Annotated in this window: 18 protein-coding genes; 10 read left to right on the top strand and 8 right to left on the bottom strand. The window is 64.4% G+C overall.

The window, feature by feature from the left end; genetic code table 11:
- Positions 1 to 119: 119 nt before the first annotated feature.
- Positions 120 to 704, bottom strand: coding sequence for a protein kinase domain-containing protein (locus tag IEW85_RS13975; protein WP_229659061.1), 585 nt, complete (start codon positions 702 to 704; stop codon positions 120 to 122).
- Between the two features lie 462 nt (positions 705 to 1,166).
- Entirely contained in the window at positions 1,167 to 1,565 is a 399-nt protein-coding gene (locus IEW85_RS13970; protein ID WP_188686996.1) for a heavy metal-responsive transcriptional regulator, read from the bottom strand.
- A 435-nt stretch (positions 1,566 to 2,000) separates the two neighbouring features.
- Here IEW85_RS13970 and IEW85_RS13965 point away from each other — a divergent pair, with 435 nt between their 5' ends.
- The 3 genes from IEW85_RS13965 to IEW85_RS13955 all read left to right on the top strand — a co-directional run bounded on the left by IEW85_RS13965 (position 2,001) and on the right by IEW85_RS13955 (position 5,296).
- Positions 2,001 to 3,371, top strand: a complete 1,371-nt coding sequence (locus IEW85_RS13965) for a dihydrolipoyl dehydrogenase family protein (RefSeq protein ID WP_168887307.1) — start codon at positions 2,001 to 2,003, stop codon at positions 3,369 to 3,371.
- A gap of 502 nt (positions 3,372 to 3,873) precedes the next feature.
- Positions 3,874 to 4,866 (top strand): arsenic resistance protein, encoded by a 993-nt coding sequence (locus tag IEW85_RS13960; RefSeq protein ID WP_188686993.1) that lies wholly within the window; start codon positions 3,874 to 3,876, stop codon positions 4,864 to 4,866.
- A gap of 28 nt (positions 4,867 to 4,894) precedes the next feature.
- Entirely contained in the window at positions 4,895 to 5,296 is a 402-nt protein-coding gene (locus IEW85_RS13955) for a MerR family transcriptional regulator (protein WP_168887305.1), read from the top strand.
- A gap of 608 nt (positions 5,297 to 5,904) precedes the next feature.
- Here IEW85_RS13955 and IEW85_RS13950 read toward each other — a convergent pair.
- Both IEW85_RS13950 and IEW85_RS13945 read right to left on the bottom strand, forming a co-directional pair.
- On the bottom strand, positions 5,905 to 7,032 hold the full coding sequence (locus IEW85_RS13950) for an ArsO family NAD(P)H-dependent flavin-containing monooxygenase (RefSeq protein WP_168887353.1): 1,128 nt from the start codon (positions 7,030 to 7,032) through the stop codon (positions 5,905 to 5,907).
- Positions 7,032 to 7,388: an ArsR/SmtB family transcription factor gene (locus IEW85_RS13945; protein ID WP_229503377.1), complete on the bottom strand. Its 357-nt coding sequence runs from the start codon at positions 7,386 to 7,388 to the stop codon at positions 7,032 to 7,034. Before IEW85_RS13945 ends, IEW85_RS13950 begins: the two co-directional genes overlap by 1 nt.
- 83 nt (positions 7,389 to 7,471) lie before the next feature.
- Between IEW85_RS13945 and arsB the strand changes: the two genes are divergently transcribed.
- From arsB to IEW85_RS13920, 6 genes are read left to right on the top strand one after another with little or no spacing between them, the layout of a single operon-like run.
- Positions 7,472 to 8,590, top strand: coding sequence for an ACR3 family arsenite efflux transporter (arsB, locus tag IEW85_RS13940; RefSeq protein ID WP_168887300.1), 1,119 nt, complete (start codon positions 7,472 to 7,474; stop codon positions 8,588 to 8,590).
- Positions 8,587 to 9,021 (top strand): arsenate-mycothiol transferase ArsC, encoded by a 435-nt coding sequence (locus IEW85_RS14535; RefSeq protein ID WP_211090505.1) that lies wholly within the window; start codon positions 8,587 to 8,589, stop codon positions 9,019 to 9,021. The genes arsB and IEW85_RS14535 overlap by 4 nt, the downstream gene beginning before the upstream one ends.
- Before the next feature lie 27 nt (positions 9,022 to 9,048).
- Positions 9,049 to 9,489: an arsenate reductase ArsC gene (locus IEW85_RS14530; RefSeq protein ID WP_211090504.1), complete on the top strand. Its 441-nt coding sequence runs from the start codon at positions 9,049 to 9,051 to the stop codon at positions 9,487 to 9,489.
- 12 nt (positions 9,490 to 9,501) lie between these two features.
- Positions 9,502 to 10,485 carry a thioredoxin-disulfide reductase gene (gene trxB, locus IEW85_RS13930; RefSeq protein ID WP_188686990.1) on the top strand — a complete coding sequence of 328 codons (984 nt, stop codon included), beginning with the start codon at positions 9,502 to 9,504 and terminating at the stop codon, positions 10,483 to 10,485.
- Positions 10,478 to 11,824 (top strand): FAD-dependent oxidoreductase, encoded by a 1,347-nt coding sequence (locus IEW85_RS13925; RefSeq protein WP_188686986.1) that lies wholly within the window; start codon positions 10,478 to 10,480, stop codon positions 11,822 to 11,824. Before trxB ends, IEW85_RS13925 begins: the two co-directional genes overlap by 8 nt.
- Positions 11,825 to 11,836: 12 nt before the next feature.
- Entirely contained in the window at positions 11,837 to 12,466 is a 630-nt protein-coding gene (locus IEW85_RS13920; protein ID WP_168887297.1) for an arsenate reductase ArsC, read from the top strand.
- Positions 12,467 to 12,716: 250 nt separating this feature from the next.
- Here IEW85_RS13920 and IEW85_RS13915 read toward each other — a convergent pair whose 3' ends face one another.
- Both IEW85_RS13915 and IEW85_RS13910 read right to left on the bottom strand, forming a co-directional pair.
- Positions 12,717 to 15,179, bottom strand: a complete 2,463-nt coding sequence (locus tag IEW85_RS13915; RefSeq protein ID WP_168887296.1) for a heavy metal translocating P-type ATPase — start codon at positions 15,177 to 15,179, stop codon at positions 12,717 to 12,719.
- 40 nt (positions 15,180 to 15,219) lie between these two features.
- Positions 15,220 to 15,429, bottom strand: a complete 210-nt coding sequence (locus tag IEW85_RS13910; RefSeq protein ID WP_211090503.1) for a heavy-metal-associated domain-containing protein — start codon at positions 15,427 to 15,429, stop codon at positions 15,220 to 15,222.
- A gap of 158 nt (positions 15,430 to 15,587) precedes the next feature.
- Between IEW85_RS13910 and IEW85_RS13905 the strand changes: the two genes are divergently transcribed.
- Positions 15,588 to 15,914: a four-helix bundle copper-binding protein gene (locus IEW85_RS13905; RefSeq protein ID WP_211090502.1), complete on the top strand. Its 327-nt coding sequence runs from the start codon at positions 15,588 to 15,590 to the stop codon at positions 15,912 to 15,914.
- Here the strand turns inward: IEW85_RS13905 and IEW85_RS13900 are convergent.
- Both IEW85_RS13900 and IEW85_RS13895 read right to left on the bottom strand, forming a co-directional pair.
- Positions 15,911 to 16,339 carry a heavy metal-responsive transcriptional regulator gene (locus IEW85_RS13900; protein WP_168887294.1) on the bottom strand — a complete coding sequence of 143 codons (429 nt, stop codon included), beginning with the start codon at positions 16,337 to 16,339 and terminating at the stop codon, positions 15,911 to 15,913. The two genes, IEW85_RS13905 and IEW85_RS13900, sit on opposite strands and share 4 nt — an antisense overlap.
- A 115-nt stretch (positions 16,340 to 16,454) precedes the next feature.
- Positions 16,455 to 17,432 carry an NAD(P)/FAD-dependent oxidoreductase gene (locus tag IEW85_RS13895; RefSeq protein ID WP_168887293.1) on the bottom strand — a complete coding sequence of 326 codons (978 nt, stop codon included), beginning with the start codon at positions 17,430 to 17,432 and terminating at the stop codon, positions 16,455 to 16,457.
- Positions 17,433 to 17,778: the final 346 nt, after the last annotated feature.

Here is a 17,778-nt window from a genome sequence, read left to right as displayed (position 1 = left end):
AGAAGGAAGCAGAAGGGACTGGGGAAGTTGACCCCCATCGCCTACGAGGAGAAACTGCTCACACAGGCGCTGACATTAGCGGCCTGAACAGGAAACCCAACCTGTCACCAGTTCCTGCATCAGCCCCCTATGACCCCGAAGGCGTAGACGTCGGTTGCACTCGTTGCGTGCTCATGTCTCCATAGTTCTGGTGCTCCATAGGGAAAGGTGAGGTTATATTTTCGGGTATCGGCCGCTGTTACAGCTTCGGCGTACCTCGCGATACCAAAATCAGCTAGGCACCACCGGCCCTTCAGGTACAGGACATTCTCGGGTTTCAAATCACGGTGGACTACGGCGGTGCCGATGTCGGATAGGGCAGTAGCGATATCGGACAGAATCGAGAGTGTTTCCGTGAGATCAAGTGGACCATCGGCCTGGTGTAGGTGTTGAGCCAACGATTTATCCGCGCGCGGCATCACGAGGACCCATGAGCCTTCATGTTCTCCTTGGTCAAGTATCGGGACTACATTGCGGAACTGCTCGGCCCGAAGCGAATCGCCGATGAGGAGCTCGCGGTGGGCCCCAGGCATCTTGTCCACGAACTTGGCGACGGCTGGTGATCCATCCGTCGCAGTGGCCTCGAATACTTTCCCGAAACCACCTTCCCCATCGGCTAGTGGCGCTCCCCTCATCCAAGTCCCGTGCTCAAGTTTGATCTCCATGTGCCTGAGTCTAAAGCGGTGGACCTCTACCTCACGTATTGCGGATGTAGCGTCTCGGTTAGGGGCTAGCGGGACTCGTCCTCGAGTCGGGGCGGGACTTGAGTGTGGCAGATATAGGGCGTTCACCGGGCTTTAAATCGGGAGGGGTACACGGGCAATCTGGGCCAGCGTCTATATGGGCTGATCTAAGGGTGGGGCAGTACACGGTGAGCGACCGTCTTACGTGCGGTACGCGCGGATGGATTGGGCCCGTTCAACTCGGGGTTAGATATTGGGGTGGAGCACTTCCCGTCGGCCTCCGCGCTGAGCCGCTGCCCCAGCGATGATCACCGCCGCGGTTCCGGGCTTAGGTGTCGGCTGGCCACGAGCGCAGGTGGACCTTGGAGGATCCTGCGCACCACCGATGGGGAGATACCACCGAAGAGCTCCTCTGACCGTGCAGCAGCCCTATCCCAACTGTCGCTAGGAAGGTGTCACGATGTGGCAGACCTCAGCGTCTCCACAATCTGCCGGGTCCAGATTCTGGCTTGCCAGAAGGGTCTGCTCGAGATCAGCCGCCAGCGCCTCAAGGTCAACCTGGCGGGCTCGGACATCGGCGAGCTTCTGCTCGAGGAGACCGGAGACGTGCGCACAAGGGATCTGGCCTGTGCCCCGAAGCTCAATCGCCTCCAGCACCTCACTCAGGCTGAGACCGGCAGCCTGGGCGGCACGGATAAACCGCAGCCGTGCGATGGCCTGATCGTCATAACGACGGTACCCGCCACCCGTTCGCACTGGTTCCGGCAAGAGGCCCTGACGCTCATAGAAGCGAATCGTCTGACGTCCGATACCTGTGATGGAACTGAGTTCTCCGATAAGCACCCTTCCAATATGACTTGACCTTGTACCTGACTGCAAGGTTTATGGTCAGGTCATGGAAATCGTGCTGCAGTACTTCGAGGGATGCCCCAATTGGAAGATCGCCCATGAGCGGCTTGTCAGGCTGTGCGCTGAGAGGCCCGACATCAGTCTGAGCACACAGCTGGTAGAGAGTGACGCTCAGGCTCAGCGGCTGGGTTTTCACGGTTCCCCCAGCGTCCTGATCGATGGTTTCGACAGGTTCTCGGAGGCCTCTTCGGCGGTGGGCTTGTCGTGTCGCAGGTATATGACTCCTGAGGGAATCGCCGGCGCCCCCACCATGGAGCAGCTGCGCTCCGCAGCAGCAGCCGCTGAGTCCACGCCGAGATAAATCCTGAGTGTCGAGGATCCATTCACCCCGCTGCGTGACGGTCGCGGCGCTTCAGAGAAGGTGTAGATATGACGAAGAAGTACGAGGAGCATGAGAAGTACGACCTGATAGTCATTGGGGCCGGCATGGCTGGGATCGCGGCAGCGACCAAGTGCGCATCCCAGGGTTGGCGTGTGGCCATCGTGGACTCGCTTCCCTATGGTGGCACCTGCGCCTTGCGGGGGTGTGACCCGAAGAAAATTCTGCGCCGGGGAGCTGAGATCCTGGATGCGGCACATCTCATGGGGGATAAGGGCATCGATGAAGGTGGCTTGTCGGTGAACTGGGCGCAGCTGATGAAGCACAAGCACGGCTTCACCGATGGGGTGCCCACCAGTATGGAAGACGATCTCAAAGCGCACGGGGTGCAGACACTCCACGGCACCGCGGTGTTCACCGGCCCGACAGAGGTTGAGGTCTCCGGTGTGGGCTATCACGCACCAAAGATCCTGATCGCGACCGGCGCCACACCTGCCCCGCTTGATTTCCCTGGCCACGAGCACCTGATCGACAGCACCGCGTTCTTGAACCTCGAGAGCCTTCCTCCGCGGGTCCTCTTTGTCGGGGGCGGGTTCGTGTCCTTCGAGTTCGCTCACATCGCGGCACGAGCCGGGTCCCGCCCGATCATCATCGACCGTGGTCCGCGGCCGCTGAAGAGTTTCGACCCCGATCTGGTGGACCTGCTGATCCGACGCGGCACCCAGGCTGGCGTGGATGTCCAATCGGGCACCAGCATCACCGGCGTGGAGAAAGTGCCCGCCGGGTATCAGGTGCATCTTGAACAGCAGGGCGTCGCAGCGATGATCGAAGTGGACCTTGTCGTTCATGGAGCAGGACGTCTCCCCGATCTGTCCCGGCTTGATCTTGAGGCCGGCGGCGTGGCGTATGGCCCACGAGGCATCGACGTGACAGCTGATCTGCAGTCGGTTACGAACTCAGCCGTGTATGCCGCCGGTGATGCTGCTGACACCCAGGGGATGCCGCTTACCCCGGTAGCTGTGGTGGAGGCGAAAGTCGCAGCATCAAACATCTTGAAGTCAGGGAATGCTGTACCTGACTACGCGGCGACTCCGACGGCGGTCTTCACGATCCCGGAGCTTGTCAGGGTAGGGGCGTTGGAGAATGAAGCCCGGTCGCGCGGTATGGATATCGACGTCAGGTATACCGACACCAGTCGGTGGTTTTCCCAGTATCGGGTCGGCGAAACAGCCGGGGCAGCCAAGATTCTCGTCGACCGATCGACTGATCTCATCGTGGGGGCGCATCTGTTCGGACATGGTTATGCAGAGTTGGTGAACACGATCAGCCTGGCCATGAAGTACGGGCTGACGGCGCGGGAGCTAAGATCCTCGCCGGCGGTATATCCTTCCATCGCGTCTGACCTGGGATCGATGCTCTGACCAAAGATCAAGACAAACCCCACGATGCGGGCCGGCACGGTGGGAGCCCCTGGAGGTTGAACACAGCGAGGCCCGAGGGAGGCCCCCACAACGCTCAGGTCACCTGCGCGAGGCCCGGCTACGGCTTGAAAGAACCTCAGGGCTCAGCAGCCCCAAGCCCAGCAGCAGTGAGAGAGCAGGCCGAACATGTACCGACAGTTTTCAGATGGCCATCGGATAGGTTGCCAGGCGCATGAGAGCTCTGGGGATCATTGGACCGTGAGCAGGTCCCGCTCCAATGGCCAGCATCGTGGTCGATGGCCAGACTGCCGGCGACGGGCTCGCGGTAAGGATTGAGTCGAGGTCCATGGAGCTGAGGATGTGGGGTCTAGCCGGAGGGACCGAAACTCGTCTTGACCTTCTAGCTGACTTGAAGGTTTACCGTGGGGATGCAGGCCCCCCTGCCGCTGAACCCAGCTGCCGGAATGGTCCTGTCACAGCTGCCGATGGAGAGGACCAACAGATGACTTGGGCTGAGCGTCTTCAAAGCGTGTTCGTCGCCGTGGCGGCACTGGCTGGATTAGGCGTCGGTCTCGCCAGCCCATTAGGCGCCAACGGCGAGCATCTCGTGATCCCAGCCCTACTGGTGATGCTCATCGCTGTCTTTATGCAGCTCGATGCCTCGCACCTCAAAGACGTGGGCAAGGCTAAGGGACTTGTCGGGGTCAGTCTGGTGCTGAACTACGCCTTCACCCCGCTTCTCGCCTGGGCCTTGGGTCTTGGACTACTCGGTGCGCAGCCTGACCTGCGAATCGGACTGTTGCTGTTACTGGTCACCCCGTGCACCGATTGGTACCTGATCTTCACCGCAATGGCTCGTGGGCACGCGGGGATCGCTGCCGCCCTGTTGCCGATCAACCTGGTGCTCCAGCTGTTGCTGTTGCCGGTCTACGTGATGCTGCTCGGCGGTGAAGCTGCGATGGTCGATACAGCCACCCTGTTGGAGGCCGTGCTGTTGATGCTTCTGACCCCGCTGGTGGTCGCGTTCACGCTGCGCTGGGTCAGCACCCGGCTCAAGGGCGAGCATTGGAGGGAGGAGCACGTCAACCGGTGGGCGAATCGTGTGGTGATGCCGCTGCTGTGTGTGGCGGTCTTCGCGATGTTCGCCTGGCAGGCGCCGGTGGTTGCTGAGAGCGGCGCCGAGATGCTGCTGTTGCTGCCTCCGCTGCTGGCGTTCTTCATCATCCTTCCGCTGGTCGCCACCGGGGTTTCTCGGCTGTTGCGCCTGACGGGACCCCAACGAGTGGCTCTGACGATGGTGACCACAGCCAGGAACTCGCCCATTGCGCTGGGCATCGCAGTCGCCGCGTTCCCCGACCGGCCACTGATCGCCGTGGCCCTGGTGGTAGGGCCTTTGATCGAGCTCCCGATCTTGGCGGCACTGAGTCAGATCATTCGCCACCGGGACAAGCCAGACCCGGCCGAACAGGTTCCCGCGACGAGCAGCGACCGATGACACTCCGCCTCCGTGGAAGGGTGTAGATATGCGTATCTCTGAGGTCACCGCGCATAGTGGGGTTCCAGCGACGGCCCTGCGGTACTACGAACAGCTCGGCTTGATCAGTTCGACCCGGTCCATCAATGGATACCGCGAATACGGCCCCGAGGCGCTGGAGCGTCTGCGCTTCATCAGGGTGGCCAAGAAGATGGATATGGACCTTGAGCAGATCAAGTGGCTTCTCGAGGTCACCGAAACGGGCACCTGCACCAATACTCGAGATGCCCTGCACCCAGTGCTCACTGAGCGGCTGCGGGAGGTGGAAGACAGTATCCGCAACTTGGAAGAGCTTCGTGCCGTGCTGGTGAGTTCGATCGACCACGTGGCGACCTGCCCAGACAGTTCAGCACCCTGTCAGTCTGAGTGCGCCTTCACGTCCCTCACATAACCCCAGTGCTGTCGATCGAGACAAGCGACAGATAGCGGTGCGAGAAGACCGCCATTTACCGCGGCGATCCACAGACGATGCGCCGGTGGCGCGATGTCTTGTAGCGAAAACGGTCGTTACTGCTACAGCCGCAGCCTGACCGCGTTGTCGGTGAGATAAGCAGGCCGGAGGAAGCCCCCACCTGCTGAGGGTGACGATCATGGATCGAACCGCGATCAGAGATGGATACAGCCGCAACTGTGCCGAGTTAGAGGCTGCCTGCCCTGCACCGCGCGAGCGGCTCCGAGGCGCGACGGGGCAGCAACGGCACCCGATGGACGTGTACGCCTACCCGATCCGGCATTTCGACTTTCATGCATCCCAGCTCAGCCTGCCCGGAACCCGGACGGCTTCTGCTTGAGACGAGCAGGATCGCCCTGGGTGCGGCCGACCACAATATGGTCACTCGTGGCGAAGAGCGTCATGCATCGCGCGCAGTGCCATGGTCGCCCGCGACGGCCAGATCCTGACAGCAGCAATCCGGATACTGCTCACAGGCGCGCACGATCACGCCCCGCCTGACCGCGCATCCGCAGTCCGCGCACATCATCTCCATGCGCTGATGGTACTCACCGTGCTCGTGCAGAGATGGCCGCAGCAGTCGTGGCGGACTCAAGATCGCCGGCGATGGCGCCGACCGTGGCTTTCGCGGTGGATCCGACACCGACGAGGGTGGCCGATCCCGGACCGGTCCAGTCTCCGTAGCCTGCGAAATAGAGCCCCGGGATCCGGGGTGACGCCGTTCCGTCGAGCCTGATCGTCCCGTCTGACTCCCGGAGGTCGTGTGCCCGCAGATGGCGCAGCGCCGGTCTGAAGCCGGTGGCCCAGATCACCGCGTCGACTCGGCGTGTGCTGCCGTCGTTCCAGATCACGCCGTCGCGGGTGAAGCGTTCGAACATCGGGTGAGGGATCAGCAGCCCTGCATCCCGTGCCTTCTTCACGGGTGGGACGGCAACGATGTCGCCCAAGTTCGCGACGCCGCCGGAGTCCGGTTCCCCGGCGGCCAGTGCGCGCACCCGCTGGCTGGCCACCCGGAAGAGCTCGCGCCCGTCGACGTCGTCGGGCAGATAGCGCGGCGCACCGCGCAGGCACCAGGTCACCGTCGCGGCGCGGGCGAGATCGGCTGCGATCTGTGCGGCTGAGTTCGCTCCGCCGACGACGAGGACGGATTGGCCCTTGAACTTGCCTGGTCCGCGGTAGTCGGCACTGTGCATCTGACTCCCGCGGAAGCTCCTCTGCCCCGGCACGGTTGGCCAGAAGGGCTGCGACCATGTGCCCGTCGTGTTGACGACGGCACGCGCCCGCCACTGCCCGGCATCGGTGAGCAGCTGGAATCCCTCGCTGGTTGGGATGACCTGGGCGACTCGCACCGGCCGCACGACTGGGAGTGAATACCGCTCCTCGTAGTCGGCCAGATACCGGATCACGTGATCGGCGTCGGGGTTACCGCCGGAGGTTCTCGGCATCAGCCGGCCGGGCAGGGATGAGTATTCTGCCGGCGAGAACAGCCGCAGCGAGGGCCACACGTGCCTCCAGGCCCCACCAGGGGCGTCCTGGTCATCGAGAATCACGAAGGACAATCCGGCACGGCGCAGGTAGTAGCCGACCGCCAGGCCGGCCTGTCCGCCACCGATCACGGCAACATCGGCTCGATCTCTCACCTCCACCGCGCGACTGACTGCCCCGAGTGCGGTCATCAGTCCAGGGCGAGGAACTGGCGCAGCTCGGCGAACGCTTCGCGCACCACGGTGTAGTGCGCCCACTTGCCGCGCTGCTCACGCGTCAGGAGGCCCGCCTCGACAAGCTTCTTGAGGTGGTGGCTGATCGTCGGCTGGCTGATGTCGAGCGTCTCGGTCAGGTCGCAGGCGCACACCGCGTCGCATCCCTGCGCGGCTACATGCGACAGCACCCGCAGCCGGGTCGGGTCGGACAGCGCTTTGAGCTTTCTGGCCATCTGTTCGGCCTGGTCCGCGCCCAGCGGTGCGACCGCCAGCGGACAGCAGTCGTTGGCATGGGGGGTGAGCAGTTTCACGGTTTCGAATGCGGTTGCCATCACCCCATCATACATTGACGCCCATCGATGCATGCGCTTAGTGTGTTCCATAGACATCCATCGATACAAGGAGCTTAGTGCCGATGAACACCACTGCAACGACGGCTGCGCAGAACGCGGTGCCGGTGACGAAGGAGATGTCCTTCCTGGACCGCTGGCTGGCGGTCTGGATCCTGGCGGCAATGGCCGTGGGTCTGCTGCTGGGGCGTTTCGTGCCCGGGCTCGACACGGCCTTGGACTCTGTGAAGGTCGGCGGGATCTCCGTGCCGATCGCGATCGGTCTGCTGGTCATGATGTATCCGGTGCTGGCGAAGGTTCGCTACGACGAGATGCACCGGGTGACCGGTGATCGGAAGCTGCTGGCTCTGTCGCTGTTCCTCAACTGGGTCATAGGTCCGGCCTTCATGTTCACGCTGGCCTGGGTGTTCCTGCCCGATCTGCCGGAGTTCCGGACCGGGCTGATCATCGTGGGCCTGGCCCGCTGCATCGCGATGGTGTTCATCTGGAACGATCTCGCCTGCGGAGACCGTGAAGCCGCCGCCGTGCTGGTGGCGATCAACTCCGTCTTCCAGGTCGTGGCCTTCGGTGCGCTGGGCTGGTTCTATCTGCAGGTGCTGCCCTCGTGGTTGGGACTGGAGACGACTTCGGCGCAGTTCTCCGTGTGGGCGATCGTGGCATCGGTGCTCGTCTTCCTCGGCATTCCGCTGCTGGCGGGCTTCCTCACCCGCGTGCTTGGTGAGAGAGCCAAGGGCCGGCAGTGGTACGAGGAGACGTTCCTGCCGAGGATCGGTCCCTGGGCGCTCTACGGACTGCTGTTCACCATCGTGCTGCTGTTCGCCATGCAGGGTGAGGCGATCACCTCGCAGCCCTTGGATGTGGCCCGGATGGCGGTGCCGCTGCTGCTGTACTTCGTGCTCATGTTCATCATCAGCCTGCTCGCCTCCAGAGCCGTCGGACTGAACTACGCGAAGTCGACCAGCGTGGCCTTCACCGCGTCGGGCAACAACTTCGAGCTCGCGATTGCGGTGTCGATCGGCGCATTCGGGATCACCTCGGGGCAGGCGCTGGCCGGTGTCGTCGGCCCGCTCATCGAAGTCCCCGTCCTCGTCGGTCTCGTCTACGTCGCTCTCTGGGCCGGTCCCAAGCTGTTCCCCAACGACCCGACTGTCCCCGCACGCAGAACCTCTGGAGTCCGAGCATGACCAGCACCTCTGAACCGAAAAGGCCCAGCGTCCTCTTCGTCTGCGTCAAGAACGGCGGCAAGTCCCAGATGGCCGCCGCGCTGATGCGCTACCATGCCGGCGACGCGGTTGAGGTGCACTCGGCCGGCACCAAGCCCGGTACCTCCCTCAACGCCCTGTCCGCCGACGTGGTCGCCGAGGTGGGCGCAGACATGTCCGGAGAATCGCCCAAGCCGATCGACCCGGACCTGCTGCGCCGGGTCGACCGGGTCATCGTCCTCGGCGAGGAAGCACACGTCGAACCCGTCGACGGTATGACCGCCACGATCGAGACCTGGAACACCGATGAGCCCTCGGAGCGCGGCATCGAGGGCATCGAACGGATGCGCCTGGTCCGCGACGACATCGACACCCGCGTCCAGGCTCTGCACTCCGCACTTCTCAACGACTGAATACCCACTCCCGGATTGGATGGTCCTATGACCGCTGCCCCCAACACCACCACGACCAAGCCCAGCGTGCTGTTCGTGTGCGTCCACAACGCCGGCCGCTCCCAGATGGCCGCCGGCTACCTCACCGAACTGTCGGGCGGCCGGATCGAGGTCCGCTCGGCAGGCTCGGAACCCGCCGACCAGATCAACCCGGTCGCCGTCGAGGCGATGGCAGAAGACGGCATCGACATCACCTCTGCCTCCCCGAAGATCCTCACCACCGACGCCGTCAAGGCCTCCGACGTCGTCATCACCATGGGCTGCGGGGACGCGTGCCCGATCTTCCCGGGCAAGCGCTACGAGGACTGGGACCTCGCAGACCCCGCAGGCCAGGGCATCGAGGCGGTCCGCCCGATCCGCGATGACATCAAGGCCCGCATCGAGCAGCTCGTCTCCGAGCTGCTGCCAGCATCGACCGGCGCGAAGTGAGGCGCTGACACCATGACGACCACCAGCACCCAAACGGATGAGCTGATCATCATCGGGTCCGGCCCCGCAGGTTATACCGCCGCGATCTACGCGGCACGCGCCGGGCTGTCCCCGCGCGTGATCGCCGGATCCGTCACCCACGGCGGCGCCTTGATGAACACCACCGACGTCGAGAACTTCCCCGGATTCCCCGGCGGCATCCAGGGCCCGGAACTCATGATGGGACTCAGCGAGCAGGCCGCAAACTTCGGGGCCCGCATCGAGTACGACGACGCTTCCGCCGTCGACCTGACCGGGCCCCTGAAAGAGGTCACGACCCTGTCCGGTGCCACCTACCGAGCACCGGCCGTCATCGTCGCCACGGGTTCGGCGTACAAGGAGCTGGGACTGGCCGATGAGAAGCGGCTCACCGGGCACGGCGTGTCCTGGTGCGCCACCTGCGACGGGTTCTTCTTCCGCGACCAGCACATCATCGTCGTCGGCGGTGGGGACTCGGCCATGGAGGAGGCACTGTTCCTGACCCGGTTCGCCGCGACCGTGACCGTGGTGGTCCGGCGCGACACCCTGCGCGCATCGAAGATTATGGCCCAGCGGGCACAACAGAACGAGAAGATCCGCTTCCTGTACAACAGCCAGATCACCGCCATCCACGGAGACGAAAAGGTCACCGGCGTGAGCGTGACCGACTCACTCACCGGCAACACCAGCCAGCTGGATGCCACCGGGATCTTCGTCGCCATCGAGCACCTGCCCCGCACCGAACTCGTCAAGGGCCAGCTGGAACTCGACCCGGACGGCTACATCGTCGTCGACGCCCCGACCACCGCCACCAACCTGCCCGGCGTCTTCGCCTGCGGCGACGCGGTCGACCACCGCTACCGGCAGGCCATCACCGCCGCCGGCACCGGGTGCGCCGCCGCCCTAGACGCCGAACGCTTCCTCGCCGCCACCGAACCGGCAACCGCCCCCGTCCTTCAGGAGACCAGCCATGGCTGACACCACCAACCACACCGAGAGTCTGCCGGTCGTCGTCATCGGCGCCGGCCCCGTCGGGCTGGCCACCGCCGCCCACCTGCGCGAACGCGGCCTGACCCCGCTGGTGCTGGAGGCCGGCAGCACCAGCGGCGCCGCGATCCGCGACTGGGGCCACACCCGCCTGTTCTCACCGTGGCGCTACAACATCGACGAAGCCGCCCGCCGCCTCCTCGAGGCAGATGGCTGGCAGGCCCCGAACCCGGAAGTCCTGCCCACCGGTCACGAGCTGATCACCGACTACCTGACCCCGCTGGCAGCGGCACTGGGCGACGTCGTCCGCACCGACGCCCGCGTCATCGCGGTCTCCCGGGAAGGGATCGACAAGACCCGCAGCACCGGCAGGGAGACCACCCCGTTCCTCGTCCGCATCGCCTCCTCCGACGGATCGTCCGAGGACGTGTTGGCGCGCAGCGTCATCGACGCCTCGGGCACCTGGCACCAGCCCAACCCACTCGGCCGGTCCGGCCTGCCCGCCCCCGGAGAAGCCGAGGCGACAGCCCGCGGCCTCATCACCCAGCCCCTGCCCGCCGTCACCGGTGTCGACCGTGACCGGTTCGCCGGGCGCCACGTCCTCGTCGTCGGCGCCGGCCACTCCGCGGCCAACACGCTGCTCGACCTCGCCGAGCTCGCCGACGACAACCCCGCGACCCGGATCAGCTGGGCCGTCCGGTCAGCGGACGCCTCCCGCGCCTACGGCGGCGAAGACCGCGACGAACTCGCCGCCCGCGGCGCCCTGGGCACCCGCCTCCGGGACCTGGTCGAATCCGGCCGAATCGATGTCCACACCTCGTTCGTGATCACCGGCTTCGAAACTCACGGCGAGCAGCTGCACGTCCAGGCCGCAGGACCCAGCGGCGCCGAGAAGCTCACCGTGGACGTCCTCGTCCCGGCCACCGGCTTCCGCCCCGACCTGTCGATGCTGACCGAGCTGCGCCTCGACCTCGACCCGACCGTCGATGCACCCCAGAAGCTCGGCCCGCTCATCGACCCGGAGTTCCACTCCTGCGGCAGCGTCGAACCACACGGCGAACGCGTGCTGGCCCACCCCGAGCCCGGGTTCTACATCGTCGGCATGAAGAGCTACGGCCGCGCACCGACGTTCCTCATGGCCACCGGCTACGAACAGGTCCGCTCCATCGCCGCAGCACTGGCAGGTGACCGGGTCGCCGCCGACACCGTCCACCTCGAACTGCCCGAGACCGGCGTCTGCACCACAGACCTCGGCGGATACTGCGACGTGCCAGCCGGGCCACTCCCGGTGACCATCGGCGTCGCACCCACCTCCTCCTGCTGCTCCTGAAAGGACCAGGCCATGGCCGCCGACACCCCGCCGCTCGACACCCAAGTCCTCCAACACACAGCCGATGACCTCGCCCGCAAGTACGAGGGAATCTTCTCCCCGGAGACCATCGAGCGCTACGTCTTCGAGTCCTACACCACCCTGTCGCGGACCGCGAGAATCCGCGACCACCTGGCGATCCTCGCCGAACGGTTCGCCGCCGACCGCCTCCGCGCTCTCGCCCTGGCACAGGGCACAATCGAGACAACCGTCCCGCAGGTGCTGTTCGTCTGCGTGCACAACGTCGGACGCTCCCAGATCGCCAGCGCCCTGCTGGCCCACTACGCCGGCGACCGGGTCGAGGTCCGCTCGGCCGGCTCGCTGCCCGGATCCGAGGTCCACCCCCTGGTGATCGACGCGCTGGCCGAACGCCACATCGACCTGTCCGGAGCCTTCCCCAAACCACTGACCGACGACGTCGTCCGCGCAGCCGACTACGTCATCACCATGGGCTGCGGCGACGCCTGCCCCATCTACCCCGGCAAACGCTACCTGGACTGGGAACTGGCCGACCCCGCCGAGGAGACACCGGAACGAATCCGCGAAATCGTCGACCAGATCGACGACCGCGTCCGCGCCCTGTGGACCGAGATCCAGAACTGACGACGGCCCACCGGGCAAGAACAGAAGCACCCGGAGCCGCCAAGCGAAACTGCGATTCCCCGCCATCTCCCGCTAACAGTCACACTGTCGACACGCCCACTACGGTGTGAGTCGCAGCAATAAGTGGCCGCCTTTCCTAAACGGAAATTGGCGGCCCTGGTATCCGAAAGGGGTTGGGCAACTGGCACAGGACTCGGCCACCTGGCTGCCGTTTCGTGAAGGGGGCCCCTGAACATGACATTCAGGTTGGTCAGGTTGGGCGCGTGTCCACCACGTCAGGTTTTGTGTCTTCGCGGGAGCGTCCGACACTGCCGATGGCTTCGAAGAGTAGCCGTGGTCTGCCGCCGAGGGAGTTGATGAAGATGGTGGTCACGGACAGGGCCATGGCGATCATTGCCCAGACTGGGTAGACCAACCCGGTGGTGGCCACGAGGATCCCGGTGCCGTTGAAGAGAAACGCCAGGGCGACGTTCTGCTTGGTGCGGCGGTAGCTGGAGAGGCTGGTTTGGCGTGCGGTGAGGATCGCGCGGAGGTCGTCGCGGACGATGACGACATCGGCGGATTCCACTGCGATGTCGGTGCCGCTGCCCATGGCGATGCCCACGTCGGATTGCATCAGGGCAGGGGCGTCGTTGATGCCGTCACCGACCATCGCGACCCGGGCCCCCTCGGTCTGGAGCTCGCGTACGAGGTCGGCTTTGTCCTCAGGCAGCAGCCCGGCTCGGATGTCTTCGATGCCGACCTGCGCGGCGACGTGCTTCGCCGCTGGGAGGTTGTCGCCAGTTGCTAACACGGGGGTGATGCCCGCTGCCTGTAGCTGCTGCACGGCCTCGACCGTCTCGGGGCGGATCTCATCGCCCAGGGCGATGATTCCCAGTAAGTCGCGGTCGGCGGCGACGGCCACCACCGTGCGTCCGATGGCCTCTAAGCGTTGGATGGCGGGGCCGAGGGGGGTCAGGTCGATGCCGCGATCGACCAGAAAGCCTGGCCGGCCGACCAACACGGCGCGACCGTCGACGGTGGCGGTGACGCCGAAGCCGGTGACCGAGTGGAAGTCCTGGACCGCTGGCAGGGTCAGACCTCGGATAGTGGCAGCAGTGACGATAGCTCGGGCTAGTGGGTGTTCGGAGGGCTCTTCGGCCGCGGCGGCGGTGGTGAGCAGGTCTGCCTCGTCGGTGTGGGATTGGATCTCGCGGACAGCAGGTTTGCCTTCAGTGAGGGTGCCGGTCTTATCCAGCACGATGGTGCGGATCTGGCCGAAGGTTTGGAATGCTTCTCCGGTGCGCATGATGATTCCCTGGTCGGCGGCCTCCCCGGCCGCCCGGACGATGGCCAGCGGGGCGGCGATCCCCATCGCGCAGGGATAACCCATGATGAGCACACCGATGCCGGCGAACACTGCCCGTCGCACATCCGGTTCCTCCGCCCATGCCCAGGAACCTAGCAGCCAACCGAGCAGCGCGAGAGTAGCTAGGATCAGCACGGTGGGAGTGTAGATGCGCAGCACCCGGTCGACCAGGTGCAGGATCCCGGGCTTCAGCGCTCTCGAGTCTTCAACGTGCCGGGCCACTTGAGCCAGGAAGCTCTCGGACCCGATCCGGGTCGCCTCCACCAACAGAGTGCCGGCCCCATTGATGGACCCACCGATCACCTCTCCACCAGCTGAGCGTTCGGCCGGGACGGGTTCACCAGTGACCAGGGACAAATCCAGGGTCGAGTAACCCTCGATGACCCGGCCATCGACCGGGACCCGGTCTCCGGGGCGGATGCGCACCAGGTCCCCGGCTGTGATCTGGGTGACAGGCACCTCTTTCTCAGTGCCGTCCTGGACCAGACTGGCGGTATCGGGTTGTAACTCCAGCAGCTTGCGCACCGCTTGGCTGGAGCGGGTCTTGACCAGCAGGGAGAGCCATTCAGAGAAGATGTGATAGTTCGCCACCAACACGGTCACAGCAAAGAACGCCGCAGTGGGGTAATCAGGGAAGACTTCTGTCAACCCGATCACACCGCCGACGATGCCACCAAGCGCACCGATCTCCAGCAGTACGTGTTGGTTGAGGATCCCCCGCCTGGCGGCCTGGTAGGCCATGCGCAGGATATGGGGGGCGATGGCCAACACCACCGTCAGCGCTAGGGCGCCGGTGAGCCACGCCGCCGCTGTCTCGCTAACCCACCCTGACTGGCGGCCCGTATACGCCAATGCGGCCGGAGCGATCATCGTCACCGCACCCAAGGTGGCGAGGGCTCGGCCGGCGGGCCGCATGATTGCGTAGGAGACCGGCACCATTAGGATCACGACCGAGGCTGGCACCAGCACCGACCAGAGACCAGAGACCTCCAGGATCAGGGCGATGGTGGCCAGACTCGCCGCGATCGCGGCCAGCAGACGCTTGCCCTCGTGAACGAGGTCGGCTTCCTCCTCCTCGAAGGGCCGCAACTTGCGCGGGTCATAGAGGTCATAGCCGATATCGCGCAGCGTCTTCAGGATCTTCTCAGGACCGGTGAGTTTCGGATCGTAGTCAACCAGGGCCTGTTCATGGGTCAGACTGACCGCCACCGTGTCCACCCCGGACTGACGACACAGCGCCTTCTCGATCGTTCCGGTGCACAACGAACAATGCAGACCCGCGATCCGAGCTCGAATGCGGGCGTGTCCCGCCAGGTGACTGGGCTCCTCCGCCCACAGCTGCTCTGCCTGTTCCGTTTTCGTCACAGTGCTCGTTCCCGTCTCCTCGGTAGTCTCACGCGCCAGCTCAGCTGACGGCCGGATAGCCAGCGGTGGCAAGGCGCTCACCGATCTCTTCGATACTGGTCTGGGACTGGTGGTAACTCACCGTCACCTGATTGGTGTCAGAATCCGCAGTGACGTCTCGCACCCCGTTCACACGGGTCAACGCATTGCGGATCGCTTTCTCGCAGCCACCACAGTGGATCTCTTCAACACGGAATGTATAAGTGCTCACGACACACCTCCTTGTAGGTGCCATCAACCGTAAACCTTCCACTCCACTAGAAGGTCAAATTGGATGATGAGACGGTTCGTAGGCCCGGGAGCTTGACGTTCCAGCCGGGGGAAGGTCCACGATAAGAAGACTGCTAACTATTGGGAAGGAAAATCGTCATGACAATGATCGAAGACCACACCAAACAGCTCATCGATATCCTCAGCGACTGCTTGGCCAAGTGCACCGCGTGCGCCAAGGAGTGTGTCGAGCAGGGGGATAAGGATCTGGCTCGGTGCATCACACTGTGTGTCGACTGCGCCGATCTATGCCGGGCCTGTATCCCGTTGATCGCCCGTGGCAGCGACTTCAGCGCCGAACTCTGTCGGGTATGCGCAGACGCATGCGAGCGTTGCGCGCAGGAATGTGAGCGGACCGGCATGACCGAGTGTGCCGAGGCCTGCCGCAAGGCCGCCGATGCATGCCGGCAGATGGTCTCGGCTTAGTCCGTACCACTAGGGGCGATACTGGCTTTCTGCCGCGCGTGCTCGATCAACTGGCAGGTGCAGTTATCAGCGGCGGCAGGGAGTGGGTCCGCCTCTGAAACAATCTCGGTCAGCTGCTCCCGCAGAAACTCAAGCTCACGCATCCGCCGATCAATCCCTTCCAGTTGGGTATCCAGCACGCTGCGCACATACGCGCATGGGGCCTCACCCCGCTCCCGGAACAGAAGCATCTCCTTAACCTCATGCAAGGTAATTCCCAAGCGCTGGGAGGTGCGGATGAAAGTCAACCGATCGACATAAGACTCATCAAAGTCCCGATAACCCGACGGGGTGCGCACCGGATCCGGCAAAAGCCCAATGGACTCGTAATAACGGATCGTCTTGGTGGTGACGCCGGACAGCCGGGCGAGTTCGCCAATCTTCATAAGTCCTCCTGCAAAGAATGTTACAGCCCGCGGGAAGGTTAATCTCGCCTCTCCTCAGGCGCTGATTGGGGGCTGGTCGAACTACCTATGTCGCTGGGTCCAGTGGCAGACGGTGTCACCGGTTCATGGTGAAACGCCTCGTCGGAGGGGCCGGAGAAGGCGCGTGCTCGTTGGTGTGATGCCCACGCATCGACGTCGCACACGCCACCCCAGCGACCGCCCCTTCAGCGATGGCCACCGAGACCAGCTGCATTCCGGGAGTAATGTCCCCGGCGGCGTAGACGCCATCGACGCTGGTCAGCTGGTATCCGTCCACGGCGATCTGCCCGTGATCATCGAGTTCACACTCCAGCTGGAGGGCGAGGTCATTGGTGGGGTGATGGGAGTAGGAGAAGAACACTTTCTGTGCCTCCACGACAGTCCCGTCTTTCAAGCGCAACCCCTCCAGGGCTCCCGGAAGCCCGATCAGCGCCTGGGCCACCCCCTCCACGACGCTGATGCCGTGCTCGGCCAATGTGGCCCTCTGGGCTTCGTCGAAGGCCCTATCGGTGGGGTTGGTGACGATGCGCACGGTCTCGGCCCAATCCAGCAGCTCGGCAGCGTAGGCGGGCACGTGTTCGCCAGCACCTAGGACGACAACGGTGCCCCCGCGTGCCTTGTACCCGTCGCAGGCTGGACAGTGATGCACATCGACGCCGCAGTGCGCATCGACGCCCGCGATTGGCGGCCACTGGTCGCGGACCCCGGTGGCTAGCACCACCCGATCGGCGATAACCTTGGCGCCGTCGATCGTGGCCTGGAACCGGCCCTGGCCGGTAGGCTCCAGGGCGCTTACCGTTGCCTCGTAGACGCTCACCTGGTGGTATTGGGCCAGGTCGGCGCGGGCCTGGTTCAGCAACTCCCTGGGGCTGATCGGGTCCCGGCCCAGCAACCCGTGAACCTGATCTGCGAACCGGTTGCGGTGCTGGCCGGCGTCGGCCACCAAGGTGCGGCGCTGGTAACGACCCAACCAGGTAGCAGCCGAGAGGCCAGCGGCGCCCCCGCCAATGACCAGAGCATCGACGTAAGCGGGAAGGGATGTGCTTGTACTCATCGGTCCTCGACGGTTCGGGGCGGGCAACTCGTCAATTCTCCACGTTCCAGCTGAGGGAAGGTCAACCCGCTTGTGGCTCTCGCACAATCTGTGGGTCTCGTTTTCCCAGAGCGCCTCGGTGGGAGTTTCGTGCCGAGCCGTGGAAAGAACCGGGCATACTTGAGTGCTTCAGTTGAGGAAGCCCCTATGAGACGCCCTGCCTGAGGACCTCAAGATAGGTCGGGTCTGCTGAAGGTTCGGTTGACTTCAAGACTGCTTAGAAAGCAGGAAGGATGGAAGTCATGCCGAAAGTCGTCTACACCGAGGAGTTTCGCCGGACCGCCGTGGAGCTGGTTGCTGGCGGGAT

It is taken from the genome of Nesterenkonia cremea (assembly GCF_014642675.1).
Lineage (GTDB): Bacteria > Actinomycetota > Actinomycetes > Actinomycetales > Micrococcaceae > Nesterenkonia > Nesterenkonia cremea.
The sequence above is the reverse complement of the archived record's forward strand: the minus strand, read 5'-3'. Positions and strand labels throughout refer to the sequence as shown.